Here is a 19,139-nt window from a genome sequence, read left to right on the forward strand (position 1 = left end):
GGGTTTTGGCTGCTGCGGATATGCTTGCAGCATGGCCTGGGCTCTCGTTCCCTCGGGCATTTTGATCTACGTAGCGCTGTACTCGGTAGTGCCCATGCTACCCGGACTGGAGCGCCTCTTCGGCACCGCCCCCGGCAGCACCCACCTGGGCATCAGCCTGCCCTTTCTGGTGCTGGTGCTGCTCTCGCCGGTGGTGCCGCGCATTCGCCTGCCGGTAGGCACCGTGATCGGCGGCGGGCTGTTCGGGGTGGGCTTGTTTGGGGTGCTGGCCGGGGTTGCGCCCAGCCTGGAAATCTGGACGCTGTGCCGCACGCTCCAGGGAGTCTTTGCGGCGGCAGTGCCGGGGCTCTCGCTGGCCCTCCTGCCCAGGCTGTACCCCCGCAAACACGCCCAGATGGCCGGTTTTTGGGTGGCCGGGAATGTGCTGGGTGGGGGGCTGGGGCGTGGGCTGGGGGGGCTTTTGGCCGAGGGGGTGGGCGAACGCCTGGCCATCGTTTTGCTGGCGCTGCCGGTGGCGGTCATTGCCCTTTTCGTGCTGCGAGAGCGCAACCATCTGGCCCTGCCGGCCCCCCGCTACACCCTGTCGGCCTGGCCCCTGTATGCCCTGGGCTTTGCCCTGCTCTTTGTTAACTTTTTCGTGGCCAACCTGCTGCCCTACCGCCTCGAGGCCCTGGGTCTGTCCCAAGGCCAGATTGGGGGGATTTTTTTCGCCTACCTGGCGGGCATTCCCGGCAGCGCCCTGGCTGGTGTTTGGGTAAAGAGGTTGGGTGCGGTGCGGGCTTTTCGGCTGGCCTTTGGGGTAGTGGCGCTGGGCCTTTTGGTACAGCTTCCCGACCAACCCTTTTGGATTCTGCTGGGGTTTGTGCTCATGATGGCGGGCATTTTTACCGCCCAGGCCATTGCGGGCGGGGTCTCGGGGCAGGGCGGTAGCGGGGTGAGCGGCACCTATGTGGCCGCTTTTTACCTGGGGGGCACGGTGGCGGGGCTGGTGTACCCGCCCTTTATTGGGCAAAGCGCGCTGTGGAGCCAGGGGGCGGCTCTGGGGGTCTCGCTCCTGGCCGCGCTGCTGGCCGGGCGGGCGCTGCGTTAAACTGGCCTCATGGCGGGGCTTTCCGACACCGACCCCAAAGTGGCGCGGCTGCAAATTGAGTTACTGCGGCAGAGCAGCCCGGCAAGGCGGTTGCAGATCATGGCCTCTTTATCGGCTACCGCTATTGGGTTCTCGCGCCAGGTGCTGACGCAAAAACTGGGTAACGCACGTCTGGCCCGTATCGAGTGGGTGCGGCTTCATTACGGGGCTATGCTGGCCGAGCAGTTACGCGAGAAATCCGACCCATGAACGAGACCCTCCAGGTTCTAAAGACCGTCACCGCCGCCCTCGAGCAAGCAGGCGTCCCCTACCGGGTCGGGGGCTCAGTGGCCAGCTCGGCCTTGGGGGTGCCGCGTATGACCCTGGACATAGACATCGTGGCCGACCTGCGGCCACACCACATCGCGCCCTTGGCTAAGCTGCTGGGGCCAGATTTTTACTTCGACACCGAGCACGCCCTGGAGGCCATCCAGCGTCGTTCGGGCTTCAATCTCCTGCACTTTGCCAGCGCCATCAAGGTTGACCTGTTTCTCCCCCAGCCCACCCCCTTCGAGCAAAGTGCCTTTGCCCGCGAACTTCGGATCACCATGGACGAACCTGCGCCTCCGCAGAGCATCGCTTTTTCCACTGCCGAGGATACTCTGCTGCACAAGCTGCGCTGGTACGAACTGGGCGGGCGCGTCTCCGAGCGGCAGTGGGGCGACGTGCTGGGCATTTTGCGGGTACAGACCCACCTGGATTGGGCCTATCTGCGCCACTGGGCAGCGGCGCTGGGGCTTCTGGGGCTGCTCGAGCAAGCCCTGCGGGAGGCCGAGGCCCTATGAAGCTGCTCTACCTCTACGGTCCGGCAGCGGTGGGCAAGCTCACGGTGGCCAGGGAACTATCCCGGCTCACCGGCTATCCCGTCTTCGACAACCACCTTTCCATTGACTACGCGGCCAGGCTCTTTGCGTGGGGCAGCCCGGAGTACGTGCAGCTCCTGCGCGCATTGCGGCTTTTTACCTTTCGGCAGATGGCCCAGATGGGGCAGCAGGGGCTCATCTTCACCTTCGTCTACACCCCGCCCAGCAGCGATGAGTTTATCCGGCAAGTGCTGGAAGTCTGTGAAGCATCCAGTATTGAGCCCCTTTTCGTCAAGCTGGAAGCCCCCCGTGAAGTGCTCCTGGAGCGAATCCAAAGCCCCGAGCGCAAACCCCTCAAGAAGCTCACCAACCGCGAGCGGCTTTTGCAGATGCTGGAGCAGGGGGCCTTACAGGCCATTCCCTTTGTGGAAAGCCTGCGAATAGACACGAGCGAAACGCCACCCGCAGAGGCTGCCAGGGGCATTGTGCAGCACTTTGGGCTGGAGCCCCTGCCGTAAGCCGGAAATACCCGCAGCTTTACGGTCTGAGCACACCGGTAAGCTGGGTGTAGAGCAAGGCCCCAGCGCCGTACAACCCCAACCAGAGCAGGTCGGCCACCCGGAGCCTTCGGCGCAGCAGCCCGGCAATACCCACCCAGAACAACACCAGCGAAGCAAGCAGGCAAAAAAGGCTCAGGTAGGCGATGAACAGCGGGGCCGCTACCGCACGGGTGAGGAGCAGCGAACCGCCCGCCATGACCAGGGGAAGCCAGAGGAGTGCGGTGGCATAGATCAGCCAGCGGCGGCCTTGCATTGGATACCAGTCTACCTATAGACTTTTATCACAACCATCGGATTATCTTGAGCTGAGCATGGGGATTAGTACATCAGCCCCACTGCCCCCTTGCGGCTGCGTGGGGCATCCTCTCCCAACACCGCATCTCGCTGGTGGTGTAAGCGGTTCTCCACTTCCCAGTGTATCCGCCACGGGGTATGCAGTTGCTACGCGGTAGGGGAGACTTTTTCAGGGCAAAGAGGTGCTATCCCAGCCAGACCACCGCTACCAACAACCCCGCCAGCTCTCCAAGCTCCACCAGCATCCCGTACACATCGCCCGAAAGCCCACCCCCCAGCCTGCCGGCAGCCCAGTAAGCCAGCAAGAGCATGGTTGCTATTACCGCCAGGGCCACCCAGGGAAAAGCCACCAGCGCGGGCAGAGCCATGAGGAACGCCGGAACCACCCGGCCTTCGCGGCTCCGAGCCCCCAGCCCTTCCGGGCGGGCCGCAGGGAACAGGTTCATGGGCAGGAGCAGGGCAAAGCGCACCACCGCAGGCAGGGCCAGAAGCGACCACGGTGAGGGCGCCGCCGCCAGCAACTGCCACTTCAAGAGCAACACCACAAACCCCACCCCAAAGGCGAAGCTGCCCAGGTACACATCGCCCAGAATGCGCAGGCGTTCGGCTGGGGGCTTCATGGACAGGAGCGCATCGGCGGAGTCGAGCAGGCCATCCAGGTGCAGCAAGCCAGTACAGGCCAGCCAGACCGACAGCAGAATGGCTCCTTGCAGACCATCGGGCAGGGCTGCTGTGAGCCAGGCCACCAGGGCCAGCACCCCTCCAATCAGGTAGCCTGCTGCGGGATAAAATGCCGAGGCTGCCTTCATCTCGCCATCCCGCACCTCCCCCAGGGGGGGAGTGGGGAAAGTGGTCAGGAAGCCGACGGCCAGCCAGAAGGGACGCACTGCTTAAGGTTTTACCAGAACCGACCCGAAACGGGCCTCGAACGCCTCGCGGGATTTGATGGGGCGGCCCTCGAGCCTGAGCTGTATGGTCTGGGCCTGAATCTCTTTGGGGTAGGGGCAGTGGCGGCACTTGGAGCCACAGCAGTAGCCCCGCCGCAGGTGGTATGTCTCGGTGAAGACGAGCAGACCCCCTTCCAGGTAGTAGTCCACGTTCTCTTGGAGATCGGTTCTTGGCATGGCAGGTTTCCCTGGATTTATTCTACAGGCTTTGCTGGAATGAATATCAATCTGGCTTATGTTTGTCGTCCCCTGGCAGGGTTTCTCAAAGCTATAGCAGGACTGCGTAGACTGAACCCCGTTTGGCGCTTAGCCTTCGGCTTTGGCCAACTCCAGCCGGTTGATCATCTCGCCCTGGACGAGATTTCTACGGCTCCCCAGTCTGCGACACCCCCGCCTGGGAGAACGTGGCCATGCCCGCCATCACCGCTGCTGCCGCCCGCAAAACCGGGAAGCTGAGCACCGCCCCGGTGCCCTCGCCGAGGCGCAGGTCGAGTTCCAGGATGGGCCTGAGCCCCAGGGCTTCCAACTGCCGGGTGTGCCCCGGCTCCACCGAGCGGTGTCCGGCAAACAGATAATCGCGCACCCTGGGCTCGATACGGCAGGCCAGCAAGGCCCCGGTGGTCACCGGAAAACCGTCGGTCACGAGGGGCAAGCCCGCCTCGGCCCCGGCCAGAAAGACCCCGGCAATGGCCGCGATTTCCAGGCCGCCCAGCTCGGCCAGCACCGCCAGCGGGTCGGCTTTGGAAAGTGGGCCCAGGCGGGCCTCGGCCCGGTGCAACGCCGCGCGGACGACCTCGAGCTTCCGCCGGTACTGCGCGTCGTCCACCCCGGTGCCGCGCCCCGTCACCACCTCGGGCTGCACACCCAGCAAAGCCGCCGTGAGGGCCGCCGAGGCGGTGGTGTTGCCGATGCCCATGTCGCCTGCCGCCAGCAGGGTAGCCCCCTTTGCGATGGCGGCCTTTGCTGCTTCTGCCCCGACCCGGATGGCCTGCTCGGCCTCGGCCAGGGTCATGGCGGCCTCGAGGCGGATGTTGCCGGTTCCCGGACGAACCCTGGACACCCCCAGCCCCACCGAAGCCAGAGGGTGCGGCGCCCGCACCCCCACATCCACCACCCAGACCTCGGCCTCGGCGGCGCGGGCAATCTGGTTGATGGCCGCCCCACCGGCCTGAAAGTTCTGTACCATCTGCGCGGTGACCTCTGCCGGGTAGGCCGAGACCCCCTCGGTGGTCACGCCGTGGTCGGCGGCACAGACCACCACCGCACCCTTGCCCAGCTGGGGGTGCAGGGTCTGCTGGATGGCGGCCAGCTGGCAGCCCAGCGCCTCCAAAAACCCCAGCGACCCCGGCGGCTTGGTCAGGGTGTTCTGGTAGGTCTGGGCTTGCCGGAGCCAGTCCTGGGAAACGGGTTGGACATGAAAGTTCATAAACCAGTTAGATTTGCAGGGGTTGTGGGATCAAAAGCCCAAAGCTGAAGGCCAAACGCTTTATGTCTGGCAACCATTGGTAAACCGGGGCATCTTACGGGTATGCGTCGCACACTCATTTCTCGACCCTCGACACTTGACTCTCGACCCTCTCCTACAACGACTTGAGCTTCAGGGGAATCCCCGCAACCAGCAGATACACCACATCGGCCTCCTCGGCGATGCGGCGGTTGGCCGCACCCAGCAGATCGCGGTAGCGCCGCGCCAGGGTGTTGTCGGGCACGATGCCCATGCCCACTTCGTTGGTGACCACCAGCAGGGTTTTGCCGGTTTCGGCTCGAGCCGCCAGGAGGTTCTCGACCTCGGGCAAAACCTCGCGCTCGGCCAGCATCAGGTTGGAAACCCACAGGGTCAGGCAGTCCAGGAGCACCACCCGGCCCTGGGCCTGCGAGAGGGTGTAGGGCACCTCGAGGGGCTCTTCCAGGGTCTCCCAGCCTGGGGGGCGTTCGGCCTGGTGCCGGGCAATGCGCTGGCGCATCTCGTCGTCGAGGGCCTGGGCGGTGGCGATAAAGCTCACCTGCCCATCGCCCAGGGCCTGGGCCCACTCCTGTGCAAAGGCGCTCTTGCCCGCGCGTGCGCCCCCCGTCACCAGGATGAGCCTAGCTTCCATCGGCCCCCTCCCCGCGCACAAACAGCACCCGCTTGCGAGCCCAGTCCAGCCCCAGCACCGCGCAGGGCGGCAGGAAGCGATCCTGGTCGAACTCGCGCAGCACCATCCGCAGCACCCCCCCGTGGGTGAAGATCAGGTGACGGCCTGGCGGCAGTTGGTTGAAGAACCCGTACACCCGCGCCCGCAGGGTGGCGGTGGCCTCTCCGCCGGGGGCCTGGAAGCCCTCGAAGGCCCGCAGGGCGTTCTGCTGGGCTTCGGGCAGGTCGGCCCAGCGCAGGCCCTCGAGGTCGCCAAAGTGCAGCTCGCGCAGCTCGGCAAACATCCCCTGGGGCTCGCCGTAGGCCAGCCGGGCGGTGTGCACGGCTCGCTGCAAATCCGAGGCCAGCACCCGTTCAAAACGCTCTGCCGAGAGCCACCCGGCCAGGGCCCGGGCCTGCTCCTCGCCCAGGGGGGTCAAGGGCACATCCGTCCAGCCCGTCAGCCGACCCTCCGCATTCCAGGGGGTCTGCCCGTGGCGCACCAGCCAGAGTTCGCTCATGACTCCACCCAGGCGTAAAAGGGGGTTTCGACAAACTCCGGGGGGCCGCTCAGGTACAGCCGGAGCCCCGGCAGGCGCAGGTTGGGGCCTTCCTGCTCGAAGTCCAACGGGTCGTCCGGCAGGGTGTAGAGCAGGGTCTCTCCCGGCGGGATGCCCTTTCGCATCAGGGCCGAAACCCCCACCCCTCGCAAGCGCACACAGCGGGCCTGCGGTTCGCGCAGCACCGCAATATAGCGGGCCAGCCGGGGGCCGTCCTGGGTATGCAGGCGGCGCACCTCGCCCAGGTCTAGTAGCAAGAGGGTGGGGGTCACCTTGAGGCTGGCCTGCATCTACCCTCCCAGAAGCACCACCGGCTCGCCCCCCACCTCATGCACCCGCACCCAGCCCCCGTACACCGACTGCAAGAGGGGCTCCCGGAGCACCTCGAGGGGGCTGCCCAGGGCGGTGAGTTGACCCTGGTGCAAAAAGGCCACCCGATCCGCCCGGCGGGCCAGGTTGGGGTCGTGCAGCACCGTCAGGATGCCCATGCCCTGGGCCCGCAAGCCCGCCAACAAGCCAATGAATTCGGCCTGGTGGTGCAGGTCGAGGTGGTTGGTGGGCTCATCTAAGAGCAAAAACTGCGGGCGGGCGGCCAGCGCCCGGGCCAGCAACACCCGCTGGCGCTCCCCGCCGGAAAGGGTGGGCAGCAGGCGGTGGCGAAAGGCGGCCACCTGGGTCTCTCCCATGGCCCATTCAACCGCGGCCCAGTCGGCCTTCCCGGCCCGGCCCAGCAACCCCAGGTGCGGGGTGCGCCCCAGCATCACCACCTCCTCCACCGTGAGGTCTTCGGGGTAGCCGCCGTTTTGCGGCAAAAAAGCAATTTGCTGGCCCCGCGCCCAGCTCGAGAGCCGCGCCAGCGGCTCGCTACCCAGCCGCACCTCGCCTGCGCCGGGCTGGAGCAACCCCGCCATCAGGCGCAGCAGGGTGCTCTTTCCCGCCCCGTTGGGGCCCAGCAGGGCCAGCCACTCGCCGGGGCGGAGCTCGAGGGTCACCTCCCGCAGCACCGCCTGGTTGCGGTAGGAGAACGATACGCCGAAAGCAGCAAGGGGCTCGCGGGCCGTTGGCGAAGCTGCCGCCTCGTGCGGATCGGCCGAGGTCTGGAACCTTCCTGTCTGCCTCGGCCAGTTTCTGGTTTCCCCGCTCATTTCCTCGCCCCCCACCACAGCAGGTACAGGAAGAAAAGTCCACCCAGCATGGGCATCAGGACGCCCACACCCAGTGCACTGGGGTCAGGGTGCGCCGGGAGCCCGCCTCGGGGGGGACGCTGCGGCCCAGGCTGCCGGTAAGGGTACGGGGAAACGGCCAGGTTCATGAGCCAGAGCGGTCTTTTCATGCTGCGTCCTTTCCCAACCCGGCTTCGCGTGAGGGACGTTCTTTTCATCGGTGGTGGGCTGCCATTGCCACCGGACATAAAAAAACGCCCTCGGGAGTGAGGACGCTATGTGGATAGGTTCCCCGAAACTCCCCCTTCTTGCGAGAGGTGCCTTCCGTATCGGAGTAAGAAGGCGTTTTGGCAGGTATTCGGACTTCGGGCGGTGGTTGAAAGGCTTTGTGCCCATCTACCCCAATGCGCCGTTACCGTTGCGCGACAGTGCCGGACTTGCACCGGACTTCCCCACTTTAAGCCTGAGCTACGCGCCCAGGCACCAAAACTTTCGCCGGGTTGTGTGGGCCCTAGCGGGCCTTAGCACACCCTACACCCAGAACCCCCACCCCATCAAGCCCTAAAAAGCAGGCCAGGCCGGGGCAGGCTCGAGGCCCAGGCCCCGCAGGTAGGCCTGCAAACCCTCGAGGGCCTCCGGCTTAACCGGCTTGATTCCGTGGGCCAGGATGCTCTGGTGCCGCTGTTGCAGCAAGCCCTGGAGCTGGTTTGAGTAATCGCCGTACAGGCGCTGGGCCAGGGTTCCGCTATGGCCCAGGCGGCTGTCCATTTCAAAAATTAGCCCAAGAGCTTCCTTCAGGCCGGGCGCTTTGCGACCTGCAAACTCTCGGAGCGAGTCGGGGTAGGTAGAAGCCTGTCGCAGCTCAATGCCGGTGCGCTCGTACAGGTCGGCCTCGGCAGCCAGCTCCACCGCTCGGTAGAGCCTGGCCAGGGCGTCGTCGTAGCGCCCCCGCGCCACCCGCCGCTCGGCATTGGCAAGCAAGTCCGAGAGCAAAGCACGGGTGGGCTTACCTTCTTTGTCCAAAATCTGGCGCAGGCGGGCCTGGGCCTCCTGCAGCCCCTCCAGCACCCGCACCTTGGCCCCGTGCCCCCAGGCTTCGGCAATGGTCAGGGCGGGCTCGAGGTGCGCCTCCAGCTTCTGCCAGGCCGCCTTATGGCGAAACAGATCCCAGTGCAGCATGGCCTCCGCCACCCCTTTCAGGTGGGTATAAAAGCGCTGCTCCGAGGGGGTCAGGGGCCGGGCCAGCAGCTCGCTCAAAAAGTCCTGAGCGGCAATGAAGTCGGCCCCATTCCAGGCCCGCCGAAAGCCCTCCCACTCCCGCAGGCCGTAGCGCTGGGTGGGGTCTTCCAGCAGGCGTATGCGCTCACTGCCGCTCACCACCCGCCCCTGGGCGTCGCGCTGGCTGCCGCCCACATAGCTAAAGGTCACTCCCTTTCCGCTCAAGGCCAGGGTAAGGCCCGCCACCATGGTTTTGGTGCCCCCGGAAATATCCGCCAGGATGGGCCTTCCATCCCACTCGAGGGCTTTTTGCAGGGCCTCAATGCCCTTGCGGTAGGCTTCGTTCAGGTCTTCGTGGTCGCTGATGAGCAGGGTATGGTGATTGAACTGGCCGCCGTACCGCTTGAGCAAATCGCCCGCTACCGGATAGCTCGACTGGCTCGCCACAAAAACCACCCCCTTGAGCGGCGCGTGTTCGGTCAGGGCGAACTCGAGCGGCTCGAGGGTCTGCCCTACGGTTAGGATCAGCACTTTGTGGGTCTGGGTTTCCATATCTCAGGTATACCAAATAACCAACCCCCCAGGCCCAAAAATCAACCCCTACCCCTGGGGCCTTGCCAGCGCAAGTTTCACCGCCCGCGCCACCCCTACGGGGCTATTTGTTTGCGACACGGAAAGCGACTTCGTGGCTCTCTTTGAGAGCCGGGAAGAGTTGCAATCCCCTTACGGGGCTATTTTTTTGCGACCATCTGGTAGCGGAATCGGTCTGTGAGCCGCTTCAGGTTGTAGGCCCCGGTCTTGGCCCCGTGAACTTCCAGACCAGCCCGTTGCAGCTCTTCAGCAAACTGAAGCGAAATGAAGGCCAGCCGCCCGACCCGGCCCACCTTGTAGGCCACTACTGCATCAAACATGTCCGCCCTAACATCTGCCAGAAGCCGGTCAAAACCGGCCCGGCTGGGGTTGGCCCTCGAGTCCACCTCCTGGTAGGTAGCCACCAACTCACCGCCCTGGGCTGTCACATACCTGCGGTTGGACTCTTCCTGCACCGTAGGGCCGTAGCGAGTGGCCTGGGGGGGCCGATGCTGACCCGGATGTATTGGGCAAATCGCTTCATGCTACACTGACCTCATGGTGGTACTGCTGCCCGAAAAACTGGGCAAAAAGATTTCTGACCTCAAAAGGGCCAAAGGGAAGGGTTGGGAAAAAGAACTGGCCAGAGCTATAGACGTCATTCTGGCCGAAGACTTACTGCTTACCCCACCCGCCACAGAGCGAAAAAGGGCAGTCAAGGCGTTGGGCAAAGTGGCCGACCGAATCAGCAAACGAATCAACCTGAGCGACGCCGAAATAGTTGCTCGAATCAAAAAGTGATGCGTGTAGTGCTGGATACCAACGTATTTGTGTCCAGCCTGCTGTCTAAACCGGGAAGCATTACGCGTCGTATCCGCAAAGCCTGGGAAAAAGGTGCTTTTGAAGTTTGCACCTCTGAGTACCAAATTGCAGAAATACGGCGAATCCTGAACCAAAAGTTCGGAAACTTGATCGCCCCTAACGAACGCGCCCAACTGATAGCGGAAATACGCAAAGCCTGCCTTGTGATAAAACCCAAACAAAGGCGCGGCCTTTCCAAAGACGACGATGACAGCCCACTGCTCGACTTGGCTATAGAAGCACGCGCACAATACATGGTAAGTGGAGACGAGCATATGGTTTCGGTCAAGCATAAGCGTCTAAAAATCCTCACTCCAGCACAATTTTTGAAGCAAATCAAAAAATCGTTGTAGCCTACCCCCTCAAAAACCGACCAATCGCCACCCCTACCACGGTGCTGCCCTCTGAACCCTCGAATGCGGCCCGGTAAGCCCCGTTATTGTTGCCCAGCAGTAGTAAGCCGTTTTCCACCCCCAGATAGCGCTTGATCACCACACCGTCGCCCGCCAACCACACCGCCGCTACCTTGCCGCGCTCAGGCAGGCCGTCGCGGTAGCAGATGACCAGGGTGCCATCATCGGCGTAGCCCTGCATGGAGTCGCCGCGCACCCGCACCACGAATAGCCGTGAGGTTGCGATCCCCTTACGGGGCTATTTTTTTGCGACCTGCCCAACGGTGGCTGGGTGCGATACACCGTAGTCGGCCAGTTGCAATCCCCTTACGGGGCTATTTTTTTGCGACAAGACTCAAGGCGGTAGAAACCGCCTTTGATGAATACTTTGGTTGCAATCCCCTTACGGGGCTATTTTTTTGCGACCCAAGGAAGAAGCTCTGGGAATGATCCGCGAGGCCATCGTTGCAATCCCCTTACGGGGCTATTTTTTTGCGACATCAGGGCCCTCACCCGTTCATAGTCTTTCCCCACGAAGTTGCAATCCCCTTACGGGGCTATTTTTTTGCGACGTTGGCAGGGGCCTCCGCCACCCTCGTGGTGGAGGATGAGTTGCAATCCCCTTACGGGGCTATTTTTTTGCGACCGGAGTTGTTCGGCCCCGTATGGGGCCCACAGCTCCGGGGGTTGCAATCCCCTTACGGGGCTATTTTTTTGCGACGTCTACGTGCTGCACACCACGTCTTTTTTCTACAAGGTGTTGCAATCCCCTTACGGGGCTATTTTTTTGCGACAGGAAATCATCGGGGCAGCCTCTTTGGCTGCCCCGTTCTGTTGCAATCCCCTTACGGGGCTATTTTTTTGCGACATGGTGTATGTAACCATTCCCCCCAGGGCCTTTTCCAGGGTTGCAATCCCCTTACGGGGCTATTTTTTTGCGACCGGGTGGTCAAGGACGGCGTTCTTGACTACTTCGAGGACATGTTGCAATCCCCTTACGGGGCTATTTTTTTGCGACCCCAGAACGAGGAAATCATCGGGGCAGCCTCTTTGGCGTTGCAATCCCCTTACGGGGCTATTTTTTTGCGACTAGAGACCCCCGTGTGCGGGGATGTCGTTCGCCTGCTGGTTGGGGTTGCAATCCCCTTACGGGGCTATTTTTTTGCGACTAGCCCTGGCGGGTAATCCAGGGCAGAGGTAAAACATGGAAGTTGCAATCCCCTTACGGGGCTATTTTTTTGCGACTGTAATGTTGCGCCCACGAGCATCCACCATTCCCGAGTTGCAATCCCCTTACGGGGCTATTTTTTTGCGACAGCATACCCCGTTAAGTGCCGTTCTGTAAAGGGCTCTCGAGGGGGGTATTTATGAGAACTACCAGTTATCCACAGGTTGCCTGTGGATAACTCTCCAAAAAGTGCGGTTTGTTGCGATGGATACTTACAAAGTTGCACTTTTGGATTTTTTGTGGCGGTACTGTGCGATAAGCATCGCCACAACTTGCTGTCAAGAAGCGCGTTGGAAAATTCCAACACCATCAGTATAGCATTTTGCGCAAAACATAATGGGTCGTTTGGCCAAAGCGCTTCCACAGCGTTGGGGAGGGCATTTGTGGTGTGTTAGCAGAAATGGGCGTGGCTTTGCGATGGGGTTTTTGGCCTGTGAAAGTGGGGTAACGGCAGGTGTAACGGGGGTTTTAGAGAATCAGGTAGTCGGGGTCTTCGGTGAGGCGGCCCTGGCCCAGCACCTCTACCGTGCCCCCAATGGGGTAGATGCGGACGCTATCCTGGGTGAGATCGGCCTTTTTTTGCAAAAGCCGTTTGAGTTCCTGGAGTTGGGTCGGGTTCAGCCAGCACTCGAACACCGAGAGCTGTACGCGCTCGCCAAAGCTTTTGAGGGTGTTGGCCACCTTGACCCGGCGGCCATCGTCGGGGATGTCGTAGGCAATGGTGTAAAAACGTTCGGCGGGCATCTCACCTCCACAGGTAAAAGGGTGTATAGGGTTCGCGGCCCAGCAAGGCGGCCTTGAGTCGGGCGGCCTGGGTTTCAATAAGCGTCTGGTAGGTTTGGCGGAAGCCCCTGGGGTGCTGGGCTTCCTGGGCAAAGCGGGCCTCCAGCAAGCGCAAGAGGGTTTTGCGGCCGGCGTCGTTCAGGTACACACCGCCACCTTTGGCCTCGCTGTGCTTTTGGGGGTGAAGCTCGGCCCGCAAAAACGCCCCTACCACCACGGCGTCTACCACCGGAACCCGAAACTCCTCCATCAGGTCGAAGGCCAGTGCTGCCGCCCGGCGGCCCTCGGCGTGCAGCAGGCCGAGTTCGGGGTGCAGCCCGGCCAGGTGCAAAGCCAGCAGGGTGCGGCCCAGGAGCACCATGTAGCCATATGAGAGGGCCGCATTCACGGCGTCGGTGGGGGGGCGGCGGTTGCGCCCGGTAAAGCCAAAGGGCGACAGGGCCTGTTGCAGGCCGCCGAAGTAGGCCCTGGCGGCATTGCCCTCTGCGCCCCGGAGGGCCTGCAGGTGGGCAACCTGGGGCAGGGCCTCCAGGGCTGCTCGCAGTTCCTGAAGGTGGGGCGCTACCAGGAACTGCCGGGCCAGGCGCTCCAGCACCGAGATGGCCGAACGCAGCTTGCCCTCGACAAACCCCAGGGCCAGGGGCAGGGGGTTGAGCTGGGCCTGTAACTGGGCCCGCAGCACCTCCGGGGGCAGGCTCTGGGGGGCGGTGGCCTGGCCGTAGAGCTGGCCTTCCAGGGTGGCGTACAGTACCGGGACTTCCTGCCGGAGTAAAAAGGCCAGGGCCGGGGTGGTGAGGCGCACATTGCCCCAGACCACCACCCCCCGCACCTTGCGGGCCGGGAGCTGGGCCAGGGTTTGTTCGTCCAGCTCCACCAGCAAGCGGCCCTGGCGTAGGCGCAGGGTGGCGGATTGCTCGGTGAGGTGGAGGGTCATGCAAGGGGAATCGGATTGTATGCCACCTGGGGTAGCACTCCTTTTTCCACTAGCGCTTGTAATACGTGGACAAGATCGTCCGCCATACCCTGTTTGGGCGGCTCAAACCCATGTGCAAATACCGAGCTGTTGCGGGCCTTTGCCAGACCCACCAGTTTGTTGGGGTTGACTGCCAGGGTAGCCTCATCCCCCAGGGCTCTAAGCAGGAAGAAAGCAGTGACAAAGTCTACGGCTGTCTTCTGTTCCAGCTTTTCCTCAGATTTCAGACCCGCCTTCGCGCGTTCAGCTTGATATTTGTTTTGCAAATCCTCGAGGCTCATCTGAACCGTCTCGCAAAGTTTTTGGTAGTCGGGTTTGGCGGTATCCAAGCCCCTCAGGGCCAAGCGGTGCTGCAAGAAGAACTCGAGGGCCCGGTAGCGGAGCAACACGGCTTCGGCAATACGGCCTGCATCGAGCCGACGCGTGGCCATGAAGTCGAGAGCAGCCAGCGTCCAAGCCGCCGTTGTTGGCTCGGCAAGTGGGGCTATGCTCCGTTCTTTGCCGGACAGCGCATCCGCAAGCCGAATAACGGCCTCGAGCCCCTCTTTTTGGGCGGCAATTGCGTCCGTGTACTTGGCAAGGGGGCTTTGTTTGTATGGGTGCTTTTGTAAAAGATTGAGCAGCTCCTCTAGCTTTGCTTTCGCCTGTGCAAACTGCGCGGAATCCAAGGACTCGTAAGCCTCCGACAAAACCGCCTCGAGGCTGTGCGCCTTATCTTCTCGCTCCGCTGCTTGGATAAAGTTCTTTTTTGCCCGTGAAAAATCCCCTTGCAAATACGCTTCCTTAGCACGGTTACAGAGCCAGTCGGGTATTACATCACGGGGATTCTCGAGGCGCTTCAAGAACTCGGTTCCGGCTACCGGGCGGCGAAGTTGTTCGTCGTACTCTTCGTTGTCCACATAGTAAACATGCGCTACCCGACCTTCTTCTGCTAACGAAAAGGCAAACATAGCCAGCCCCGAAACCATGGCTTTGGTACCCCCAGTCGGGTCAAAAGCAACGGGTTCGGCTGGATTGATTCGGTCTACTTGCTCCCGCACTTGCCTGTAGATGTCCTCTGGGTCGCTGCGGCTTACCAAGAGGGGTTTGACGCGATCAACACCCCAACCCAACTCGGAGCGGATCCGTTCGCAAAGTTTTTCGGTGTCTTTGGTGTGCAACAAATACACCTTCTCAGCGTCTAGCGCTCGAGCAGAAAGGATAACAGGCTCTGGCGTTGTCCCTACTGTATGGAAGGAAGCCGCATACCGCTCTTGTCCTCGGTCGGTAAAACCCTCTTTAGTAAGGGGCCAGATTTGTGTTTCGTACAGCTCTTTAGCTTCTTTGGCCTGAGGAGACGGCTCCGCTCGGTTTGCGTTTGTCTGGCCCAAGAGGCTCTTATACCGAGTCCAAAGCTCCCGCAGTTGCTCCTTCTTTCGGTTCATCAGTCCTCCCACTGTCTCGCAAAGGGTCAAACCCCCGCACCCGCCCAAACCCCAGACTGGTCTTGGCCCCCACTCCGGCGTAAAAGGCAAACCGCCCCAGGGCTTGCATCCACTGGGTCTCCACCGGACTGGCGGCGGGCAGGTAGTAGACCACCCGCCCCACAAAGCCCACCCCACGCTCGTCGGGGTTGGGCCTTATGGCCTGGGTATGGCCCTGGAAACGGGCGATGGTCATGCGCTCCCAGCTTTCCTGGAGTTCCTCGGGCACCCTGGCGGGGGCGAAGGCGTTCCAGCGCTGGGCCAGGGAGTCGAAAACCAGCTTTGGCTCGGGCAGAGGGTAGCTTTGCCCTTTGCGGCGGAAGAAGGTGGGGCTGGCGAACTGGAGGCCCAGGCTGGCGCCGGCCTGGCCCTGGAAGAGCCGGGGGTAGCTGCTCACGCTGGCCCAGGGGTGCTCCTCCTGCAACACCGCCGTAACCCGAAACGGCTCCTTGAGCCGGACGGTCTGGCCCATTAGCCCAAACAGGTGGGGCGAGAGCCGGGCATACAGGCTTTCCTGCAAAATGCCCACCCGCACCCACCAGGCCCCCTCGTGGCCCCCCAGCGAGAGGCTGAAGGGGTTGGGCTGGGCGCTGTGGAGGTCGGGGTCTATCTGCTTCAGCAGGCCATACACCAGCCCCCGCCAGCCGTCGGGGTGGGGGCGGGCGGGGCCCTCGAGGGTCAGCACAATCGCAGCGAGAATCATGCCAGATCGGTCTGGGCGAAGTCGTCACCCACATAGGCCAGGGGCAGACCGCTTACCTTGGCCACCGCGTAACTCAGGCAGTCGCCGAAGTTAAGCGCTGCTGGATGGCGGCCCTTGCCGTAGCGGCGGAAGGCTGATAGGGCTTCGTATACGTGGCTTGCCTCGAAGGGAACCACCCGAACCTCGAGACGCAGCAGAAGTTCGTTAAGCAGGTACAGATTATCGGGCCCTAGTCGGCTGCTCACCACCATACCCAACTCGACCAGTGTGGGCGCTCCAACCAAGCGCACCTCGGCCCCAAGAAGGCGCTCTAACGTTTCCTGGTGCCCCGGCTCGGCAAAGATAAGTTGTAGCAAGACCGAGCTATCCAGTACCATCAGTAGCCTTCTGGGCCAAAGCCCAGGATTTCTTCTTGCTCAGCCTTGGTGGGCGCTTTACCCAGACTTTCGGGTGGTAATTTGGGCCAGACCTCGTCCTCTAAAAACTCCAGTACGCTTTCCTTGCGGGGGCGCTGGGGATGCAATAGCCGGGCCTTACGCTCCACAAGGGCCTTGCGGATAGCCTCTGTCTTGGTTTCACCCGTGAGGCGGGCTACCTCTTCGACCAGCCGTTCTACTTCTGGGTTTTTCACGGTGAGGGCCATAGGGTCAGTATAGGTGTAAAAAGGGTGGTATTCAGTAAACCTAGCCCTGTAACTCCCTGAGCTGCCTGTACCAGGCTTTTTCCTCTTTGCCCTTCAGGGTTCCGGCCGCCTGGAGCCTTTTCCAAATCTCCTCGGCGGCGGCCTTCTTTTCATCAGCGGGGGCCTCGAGGCCGTAGAGCTTTTGGATAATCTGCGGCGCCTGAGGTGCTAGGTCGCTTGGCTTCAGGGCCCTGAATTGCTCAAGTATAGCCTCCACCGCAGAGACGGTTTTTGGGGGGGAAGGAGGGGCGGCGCTGCTGGGCCCGGGGGCATTGGTAAGGCGCATCCGTCCGTACCCGGAGGTAGTCTTCGCTCCGATGCCCTCCTCCTGCAAGGCCAGCTCCAGCACTTTCCAGGCAACCTCGAGCCAGGGCCGCCCCTGCTCGGGGATCACACCGGGCGCCAGGGCCAGAGCGAACACAAACTTGCCGGTCACGCTTAAAAAGGGTACCGGAATAGGGCTGTCCCAGTCGGCGGGGGGCACACTGGCCCCGCCGTAATAGTCGCCGTGGTGGGGGGTCATTACGTCGGGGTGAATCTTGTACTCGAGGGGTAAAGCGTCGAAAAAGATGATCAGCCCGGCCTCCTCGGTGGTGCCGAAGAGCGCCTTCTGGGCCTCGCCCCGGTGGAAGCGGCGGGGGTCGAGGCTGCGTTCCCAGGCTGCATCTTCCAGGCGAGTAGCGGCAAAACGAGACATCAGGCCCTTAATGGCCGAGCCGGGGATGTAGGGCACCCCGTAGGTGCGGTGCAGGGTGAGGTGGGTCTCGAGGACGCTCTCCCCCCCCAGCCCCACCACCAGGCGGCCTTGCGTTTCGCCCAGCCGCTCTTCGGCCCCCAACGCCCTAAGCGAAGCACGGCAGCGGGCCAAATAGTCGGCATATTCCCTGGGCGCCGTTTGGCCGCTTACCTCGGCCACCAGGCTGCGCTTGGCCTCGGTGTCGCTGGTGGCGGTGGTGGTGATGTATTTGTCGAGCCACAAACCCGCGTGGGTGCTGGCCTGCTTCTTCAAGCCCTGGAGAACGCTGCGTCTCATTCCCCGGCCCCCGCTTCCACGTCCAGCACACTCTGGGAAAAGCGTTTGTACCACTGGGCTGCCGCCAGCACCTCGCGGGTGAGCAGCAGGTACTCGCTTAGCCTGGCCTCACGGCTTTTCCTGAGCAGCTCAGCTCTGGAAAACCCCACCGTTTGGGCCAGGTCGTCCAGCAGGGCTTTGTGGGCCTCCTTCCCGCGCGACTCCACGAAGGCCAGGGCCTGGGCCAGCCCGGCCTGCCGCACCAGCACCGGCAGCTTGTGGGCCATGCCGCCGTACTGGTCGCGCCAGGTGGTATCCTGGCCCTGGTGCCGGGAGACCCTTTCAAAGGCCGACTGGGCTCGTTTTTGTTCGCGGGTCATGCGCTCCCCCTCAGCTTCAAGCGGCAAAGCCCCCGGCCTACGCTCGCTTTACCCCCCATCTGGGCAAAGCCGAGCAAAGGCTTAAGGTCGTCCAGGGCCACTGTCACTGCTTTCTTGCGGCTGCTGCCCAGGCTCAGCAGGCTGTACAGGAGGCTCTCGGCGGGCAGGCTCTCCTCGTACCAGAGGGCCCCCTGGGCTACGGTCTTGGTTTCGTCCTCGAGGCGGATTCGGGCTACTACCTCGGTGGCGGTCTCGAGCAAAAAGCCCATCACGTCGTCGTGCACCAGGCAGAGCCGCCCCTTGACCGGCGCTTCGCTGTGCTGGGCCAGCCAGTCCTCCCAGTCTTTTAGTTCCTTGGCCTCCTGATGGCTCAGGTCGAGGTCTTCCAGGTAAACCCTGTCGCCCAGCTTGAGGGTGCTGCCGGGGGCCAGACGGCACCACCCATCGGACGCAGGCGCGGCAGGCAGGGCAGGGGGGGTAAGCCCGGCAAAACCGGCCTCACGGGCAAAGCGCTCGAGCAGGTAGGGGCTGGTCACGTAGGCAAACACCCCGGCCAGGCTGCGTACCGGAAACAGCAGCAGCTTGGCATCGCCAAACACCGCCGCTCCGGCGTGCTCCGAGGCGCTGCCGGTTTCCGGGCCAAACAGCGCCAGAAGCTTATCTTTCTCGATTTTGCCCGCCGCTGCATCGCGCAGCACGCCTTTGATGGAGCTACCGGGCAGATACGGAATGCCGGTCGAGCGCTCGCGGGCGATGGGCAGGTCAATGCTGCCCACCCCCTGGCCGGTGCCGGGGTGGAGGGGGGAAAGGGCGTGTAGGAAGAGAATGTGGGTGTTCACTGGGTTCCTCCTAAAGCTGTTTGAAAAAAGCCAGCAAGGGGTCGGCCTCCCCTTTGAGGGGGGCAATGCGTTGGGCTTCGTCTGGGGTTAGGCGAGTATCTAATCACTGGTGCTAGTTGAAAAGTAGCGGGAGAAAGGAATAGGGTCTGGTGTATGCGGCCAGACCCGAGATGCATTCTATCGCTGGAAGACGTTGCTTTGGTGATGTACGTTGGGGTAGACGATGCCCTGCGTTCGAAGGCTGAACAGCATGAACATCAACAAGCCAAGCTCAGCCTTAGTGAGTTGGTCACCATCGGGCTGATGTTCAGCCTCAAAGGCGGCTCATTCCGCCGGTTCTACCTGTGGCTGGTCGCCAACCTGGGTGACTGCTTCCCCCATCTACCTGAACGCACCCGTTTGCAGCGACGACTACTCCAGTACCAAGCTTTGGTCGTACATTTTCTGGCCGAACCCAGCTTGTTCT

At 62.5% G+C, this 19,139-nt stretch carries 26 protein-coding genes, 1 pseudogene, 1 CRISPR repeat array and 1 riboswitch; of the genes and pseudogenes, 7 read left to right on the forward strand and 20 right to left on the reverse strand.

The window, feature by feature from the left end:
* Window positions 1-31: 31 nt before the first annotated feature.
* The 4 genes from J3L12_RS13670 to J3L12_RS13685 are packed head-to-tail and all read left to right on the forward strand — an operon-like array spanning window position 32 to window position 2,450.
* Entirely contained in the window at window positions 32-1,090 is a 1,059-nt protein-coding gene (locus tag J3L12_RS13670; RefSeq protein WP_208015611.1) for an MFS transporter, read from the forward strand.
* A 9-nt stretch (window positions 1,091-1,099) separates the two neighbouring features.
* Window positions 1,100-1,339, forward strand: a complete 240-nt coding sequence (locus J3L12_RS13675) for a hypothetical protein (RefSeq protein ID WP_208015612.1) — start codon at window positions 1,100-1,102, stop codon at window positions 1,337-1,339.
* Entirely contained in the window at window positions 1,336-1,914 is a 579-nt protein-coding gene (locus J3L12_RS13680; RefSeq protein WP_208015613.1) for a hypothetical protein, read from the forward strand. The genes J3L12_RS13675 and J3L12_RS13680 overlap by 4 nt, the downstream gene beginning before the upstream one ends.
* Window positions 1,911-2,450 carry an AAA family ATPase gene (locus tag J3L12_RS13685; RefSeq protein ID WP_208015614.1) on the forward strand — a complete coding sequence of 180 codons (540 nt, stop codon included), beginning with the start codon at window positions 1,911-1,913 and terminating at the stop codon, window positions 2,448-2,450. Before J3L12_RS13680 ends, J3L12_RS13685 begins: the two co-directional genes overlap by 4 nt.
* Before the next feature lie 19 nt (window positions 2,451-2,469).
* On the opposite strand, the gene J3L12_RS13690 is transcribed toward J3L12_RS13685, so the two are convergent.
* From J3L12_RS13690 to J3L12_RS13735, 10 genes are all read right to left on the reverse strand, one after another.
* Complete coding sequence (locus J3L12_RS13690) at window positions 2,470-2,745, reverse strand: hypothetical protein (RefSeq protein ID WP_208015615.1); 276 nt, start codon at window positions 2,743-2,745, stop codon at window positions 2,470-2,472.
* A 226-nt stretch (window positions 2,746-2,971) separates the two neighbouring features.
* Window positions 2,972-3,673 carry an adenosylcobinamide-GDP ribazoletransferase gene (locus tag J3L12_RS13695; RefSeq protein WP_208015616.1) on the reverse strand — a complete coding sequence of 234 codons (702 nt, stop codon included), beginning with the start codon at window positions 3,671-3,673 and terminating at the stop codon, window positions 2,972-2,974.
* Window positions 3,674-3,676: 3 nt separating this feature from the next.
* The gene (locus J3L12_RS13700; protein WP_208015617.1) at window positions 3,677-3,910 is read right to left on the reverse strand and encodes a DUF5522 domain-containing protein; all 234 of its coding nucleotides are present in this window, start codon (window positions 3,908-3,910) and stop codon (window positions 3,677-3,679) included.
* A gap of 187 nt (window positions 3,911-4,097) precedes the next feature.
* Window positions 4,098-5,159 (reverse strand): nicotinate-nucleotide--dimethylbenzimidazole phosphoribosyltransferase, encoded by a 1,062-nt coding sequence (gene cobT / locus J3L12_RS13705; protein ID WP_208015618.1) that lies wholly within the window; start codon window positions 5,157-5,159, stop codon window positions 4,098-4,100.
* A 154-nt stretch (window positions 5,160-5,313) separates the two neighbouring features.
* Window positions 5,314-5,829, reverse strand: coding sequence for a bifunctional adenosylcobinamide kinase/adenosylcobinamide-phosphate guanylyltransferase (gene cobU, locus J3L12_RS13710; protein WP_208015619.1), 516 nt, complete (start codon window positions 5,827-5,829; stop codon window positions 5,314-5,316).
* The gene (locus J3L12_RS13715) at window positions 5,819-6,367 is read right to left on the reverse strand and encodes a histidine phosphatase family protein (protein WP_208015620.1); all 549 of its coding nucleotides are present in this window, start codon (window positions 6,365-6,367) and stop codon (window positions 5,819-5,821) included. The genes cobU and J3L12_RS13715 overlap by 11 nt, the downstream gene beginning before the upstream one ends.
* Window positions 6,364-6,696: a hypothetical protein gene (locus J3L12_RS13720; protein ID WP_208015621.1), complete on the reverse strand. Its 333-nt coding sequence runs from the start codon at window positions 6,694-6,696 to the stop codon at window positions 6,364-6,366. Before J3L12_RS13720 ends, J3L12_RS13715 begins: the two co-directional genes overlap by 4 nt.
* Window positions 6,697-7,551 (reverse strand): ABC transporter ATP-binding protein, encoded by an 855-nt coding sequence (locus J3L12_RS13725; protein WP_208015622.1) that lies wholly within the window; start codon window positions 7,549-7,551, stop codon window positions 6,697-6,699.
* A 349-nt stretch (window positions 7,552-7,900) separates the two neighbouring features.
* Window positions 7,901-8,072: riboswitch (cobalamin riboswitch) on the reverse strand.
* A 58-nt stretch (window positions 8,073-8,130) separates the two neighbouring features.
* Entirely contained in the window at window positions 8,131-9,339 is a 1,209-nt protein-coding gene (locus J3L12_RS13730) for a TIGR02710 family CRISPR-associated CARF protein (RefSeq protein ID WP_208015623.1), read from the reverse strand.
* Window positions 9,340-9,518: 179 nt separating this feature from the next.
* Window positions 9,519-9,833, reverse strand: a complete 315-nt coding sequence (locus tag J3L12_RS13735) for a recombinase family protein (protein WP_208015624.1) — start codon at window positions 9,831-9,833, stop codon at window positions 9,519-9,521.
* Window positions 9,834-9,915: 82 nt separating this feature from the next.
* On the opposite strand from J3L12_RS13735, the gene J3L12_RS13740 reads away from it, so the two are divergent.
* Entirely contained in the window at window positions 9,916-10,158 is a 243-nt protein-coding gene (locus tag J3L12_RS13740) for a hypothetical protein (protein ID WP_208015625.1), read from the forward strand.
* Complete coding sequence (locus tag J3L12_RS13745; protein WP_208015626.1) at window positions 10,158-10,571, forward strand: putative toxin-antitoxin system toxin component, PIN family; 414 nt, start codon at window positions 10,158-10,160, stop codon at window positions 10,569-10,571. Before J3L12_RS13740 ends, J3L12_RS13745 begins: the two co-directional genes overlap by 1 nt.
* Window position 10,572: 1 nt before the next feature.
* Here the strand turns inward: J3L12_RS13745 and J3L12_RS13750 are convergent, their stop codons facing one another.
* The 10 genes from J3L12_RS13750 to cmr4 form a co-directional block, all read right to left on the reverse strand.
* Window positions 10,573-10,836 carry a S24/S26 family peptidase gene (locus J3L12_RS13750; RefSeq protein WP_208015627.1) on the reverse strand — a complete coding sequence of 88 codons (264 nt, stop codon included), beginning with the start codon at window positions 10,834-10,836 and terminating at the stop codon, window positions 10,573-10,575.
* Between the two features lie 13 nt (window positions 10,837-10,849).
* Window positions 10,850-11,927: a CRISPR direct-repeat array (repeat unit 35 nt; unit sequence GTTGCAATCCCCTTACGGGGCTATTTTTTTGCGAC).
* A 379-nt stretch (window positions 11,928-12,306) separates the two neighbouring features.
* Window positions 12,307-12,582, reverse strand: a complete 276-nt coding sequence (gene cas2 / locus J3L12_RS13755; protein WP_208015628.1) for a CRISPR-associated endonuclease Cas2 — start codon at window positions 12,580-12,582, stop codon at window positions 12,307-12,309.
* A 1-nt stretch (window position 12,583) separates the two neighbouring features.
* Window positions 12,584-13,555 (reverse strand): CRISPR-associated endonuclease Cas1, encoded by a 972-nt coding sequence (gene cas1 / locus J3L12_RS13760; protein WP_208015629.1) that lies wholly within the window; start codon window positions 13,553-13,555, stop codon window positions 12,584-12,586.
* Window positions 13,552-15,018, reverse strand: a complete 1,467-nt coding sequence (locus tag J3L12_RS13765; RefSeq protein WP_208015630.1) for a TIGR02710 family CRISPR-associated CARF protein — start codon at window positions 15,016-15,018, stop codon at window positions 13,552-13,554. The genes cas1 and J3L12_RS13765 overlap by 4 nt, the downstream gene beginning before the upstream one ends.
* Window positions 14,972-15,760, reverse strand: coding sequence for a CRISPR-associated endoribonuclease Cas6 (gene cas6, locus J3L12_RS13770; protein ID WP_208015631.1), 789 nt, complete (start codon window positions 15,758-15,760; stop codon window positions 14,972-14,974). The genes J3L12_RS13765 and cas6 overlap by 47 nt, the downstream gene beginning before the upstream one ends.
* Window positions 15,757-16,137: a type II toxin-antitoxin system VapC family toxin gene (locus tag J3L12_RS13775; RefSeq protein ID WP_208015632.1), complete on the reverse strand. Its 381-nt coding sequence runs from the start codon at window positions 16,135-16,137 to the stop codon at window positions 15,757-15,759. Before J3L12_RS13775 ends, cas6 begins: the two co-directional genes overlap by 4 nt.
* Window positions 16,137-16,403: a type II toxin-antitoxin system VapB family antitoxin gene (locus J3L12_RS13780; protein WP_208015633.1), complete on the reverse strand. Its 267-nt coding sequence runs from the start codon at window positions 16,401-16,403 to the stop codon at window positions 16,137-16,139. The genes J3L12_RS13775 and J3L12_RS13780 overlap by 1 nt, the downstream gene beginning before the upstream one ends.
* Window positions 16,404-16,443: 40 nt before the next feature.
* The gene (cmr6, locus tag J3L12_RS13785; protein ID WP_208015634.1) at window positions 16,444-17,475 is read right to left on the reverse strand and encodes a type III-B CRISPR module RAMP protein Cmr6; all 1,032 of its coding nucleotides are present in this window, start codon (window positions 17,473-17,475) and stop codon (window positions 16,444-16,446) included.
* Window positions 17,472-17,834 carry a type III-B CRISPR module-associated protein Cmr5 gene (gene cmr5 / locus J3L12_RS13790; protein ID WP_208015635.1) on the reverse strand — a complete coding sequence of 121 codons (363 nt, stop codon included), beginning with the start codon at window positions 17,832-17,834 and terminating at the stop codon, window positions 17,472-17,474. The genes cmr6 and cmr5 overlap by 4 nt, the downstream gene beginning before the upstream one ends.
* Entirely contained in the window at window positions 17,831-18,673 is an 843-nt protein-coding gene (gene cmr4 / locus J3L12_RS13795) for a type III-B CRISPR module RAMP protein Cmr4 (RefSeq protein ID WP_208015636.1), read from the reverse strand. The genes cmr5 and cmr4 overlap by 4 nt, the downstream gene beginning before the upstream one ends.
* A 153-nt stretch (window positions 18,674-18,826) precedes the next feature.
* Here cmr4 and J3L12_RS13800 point away from each other — a divergent pair.
* A pseudogene (locus J3L12_RS13800) lies at window positions 18,827-19,139 on the forward strand (hypothetical protein); the annotation flags it as partial.

Source organism: Meiothermus sp. CFH 77666, from assembly GCF_017497985.1.
Lineage (GTDB): Bacteria > Deinococcota > Deinococci > Deinococcales > Thermaceae > Meiothermus.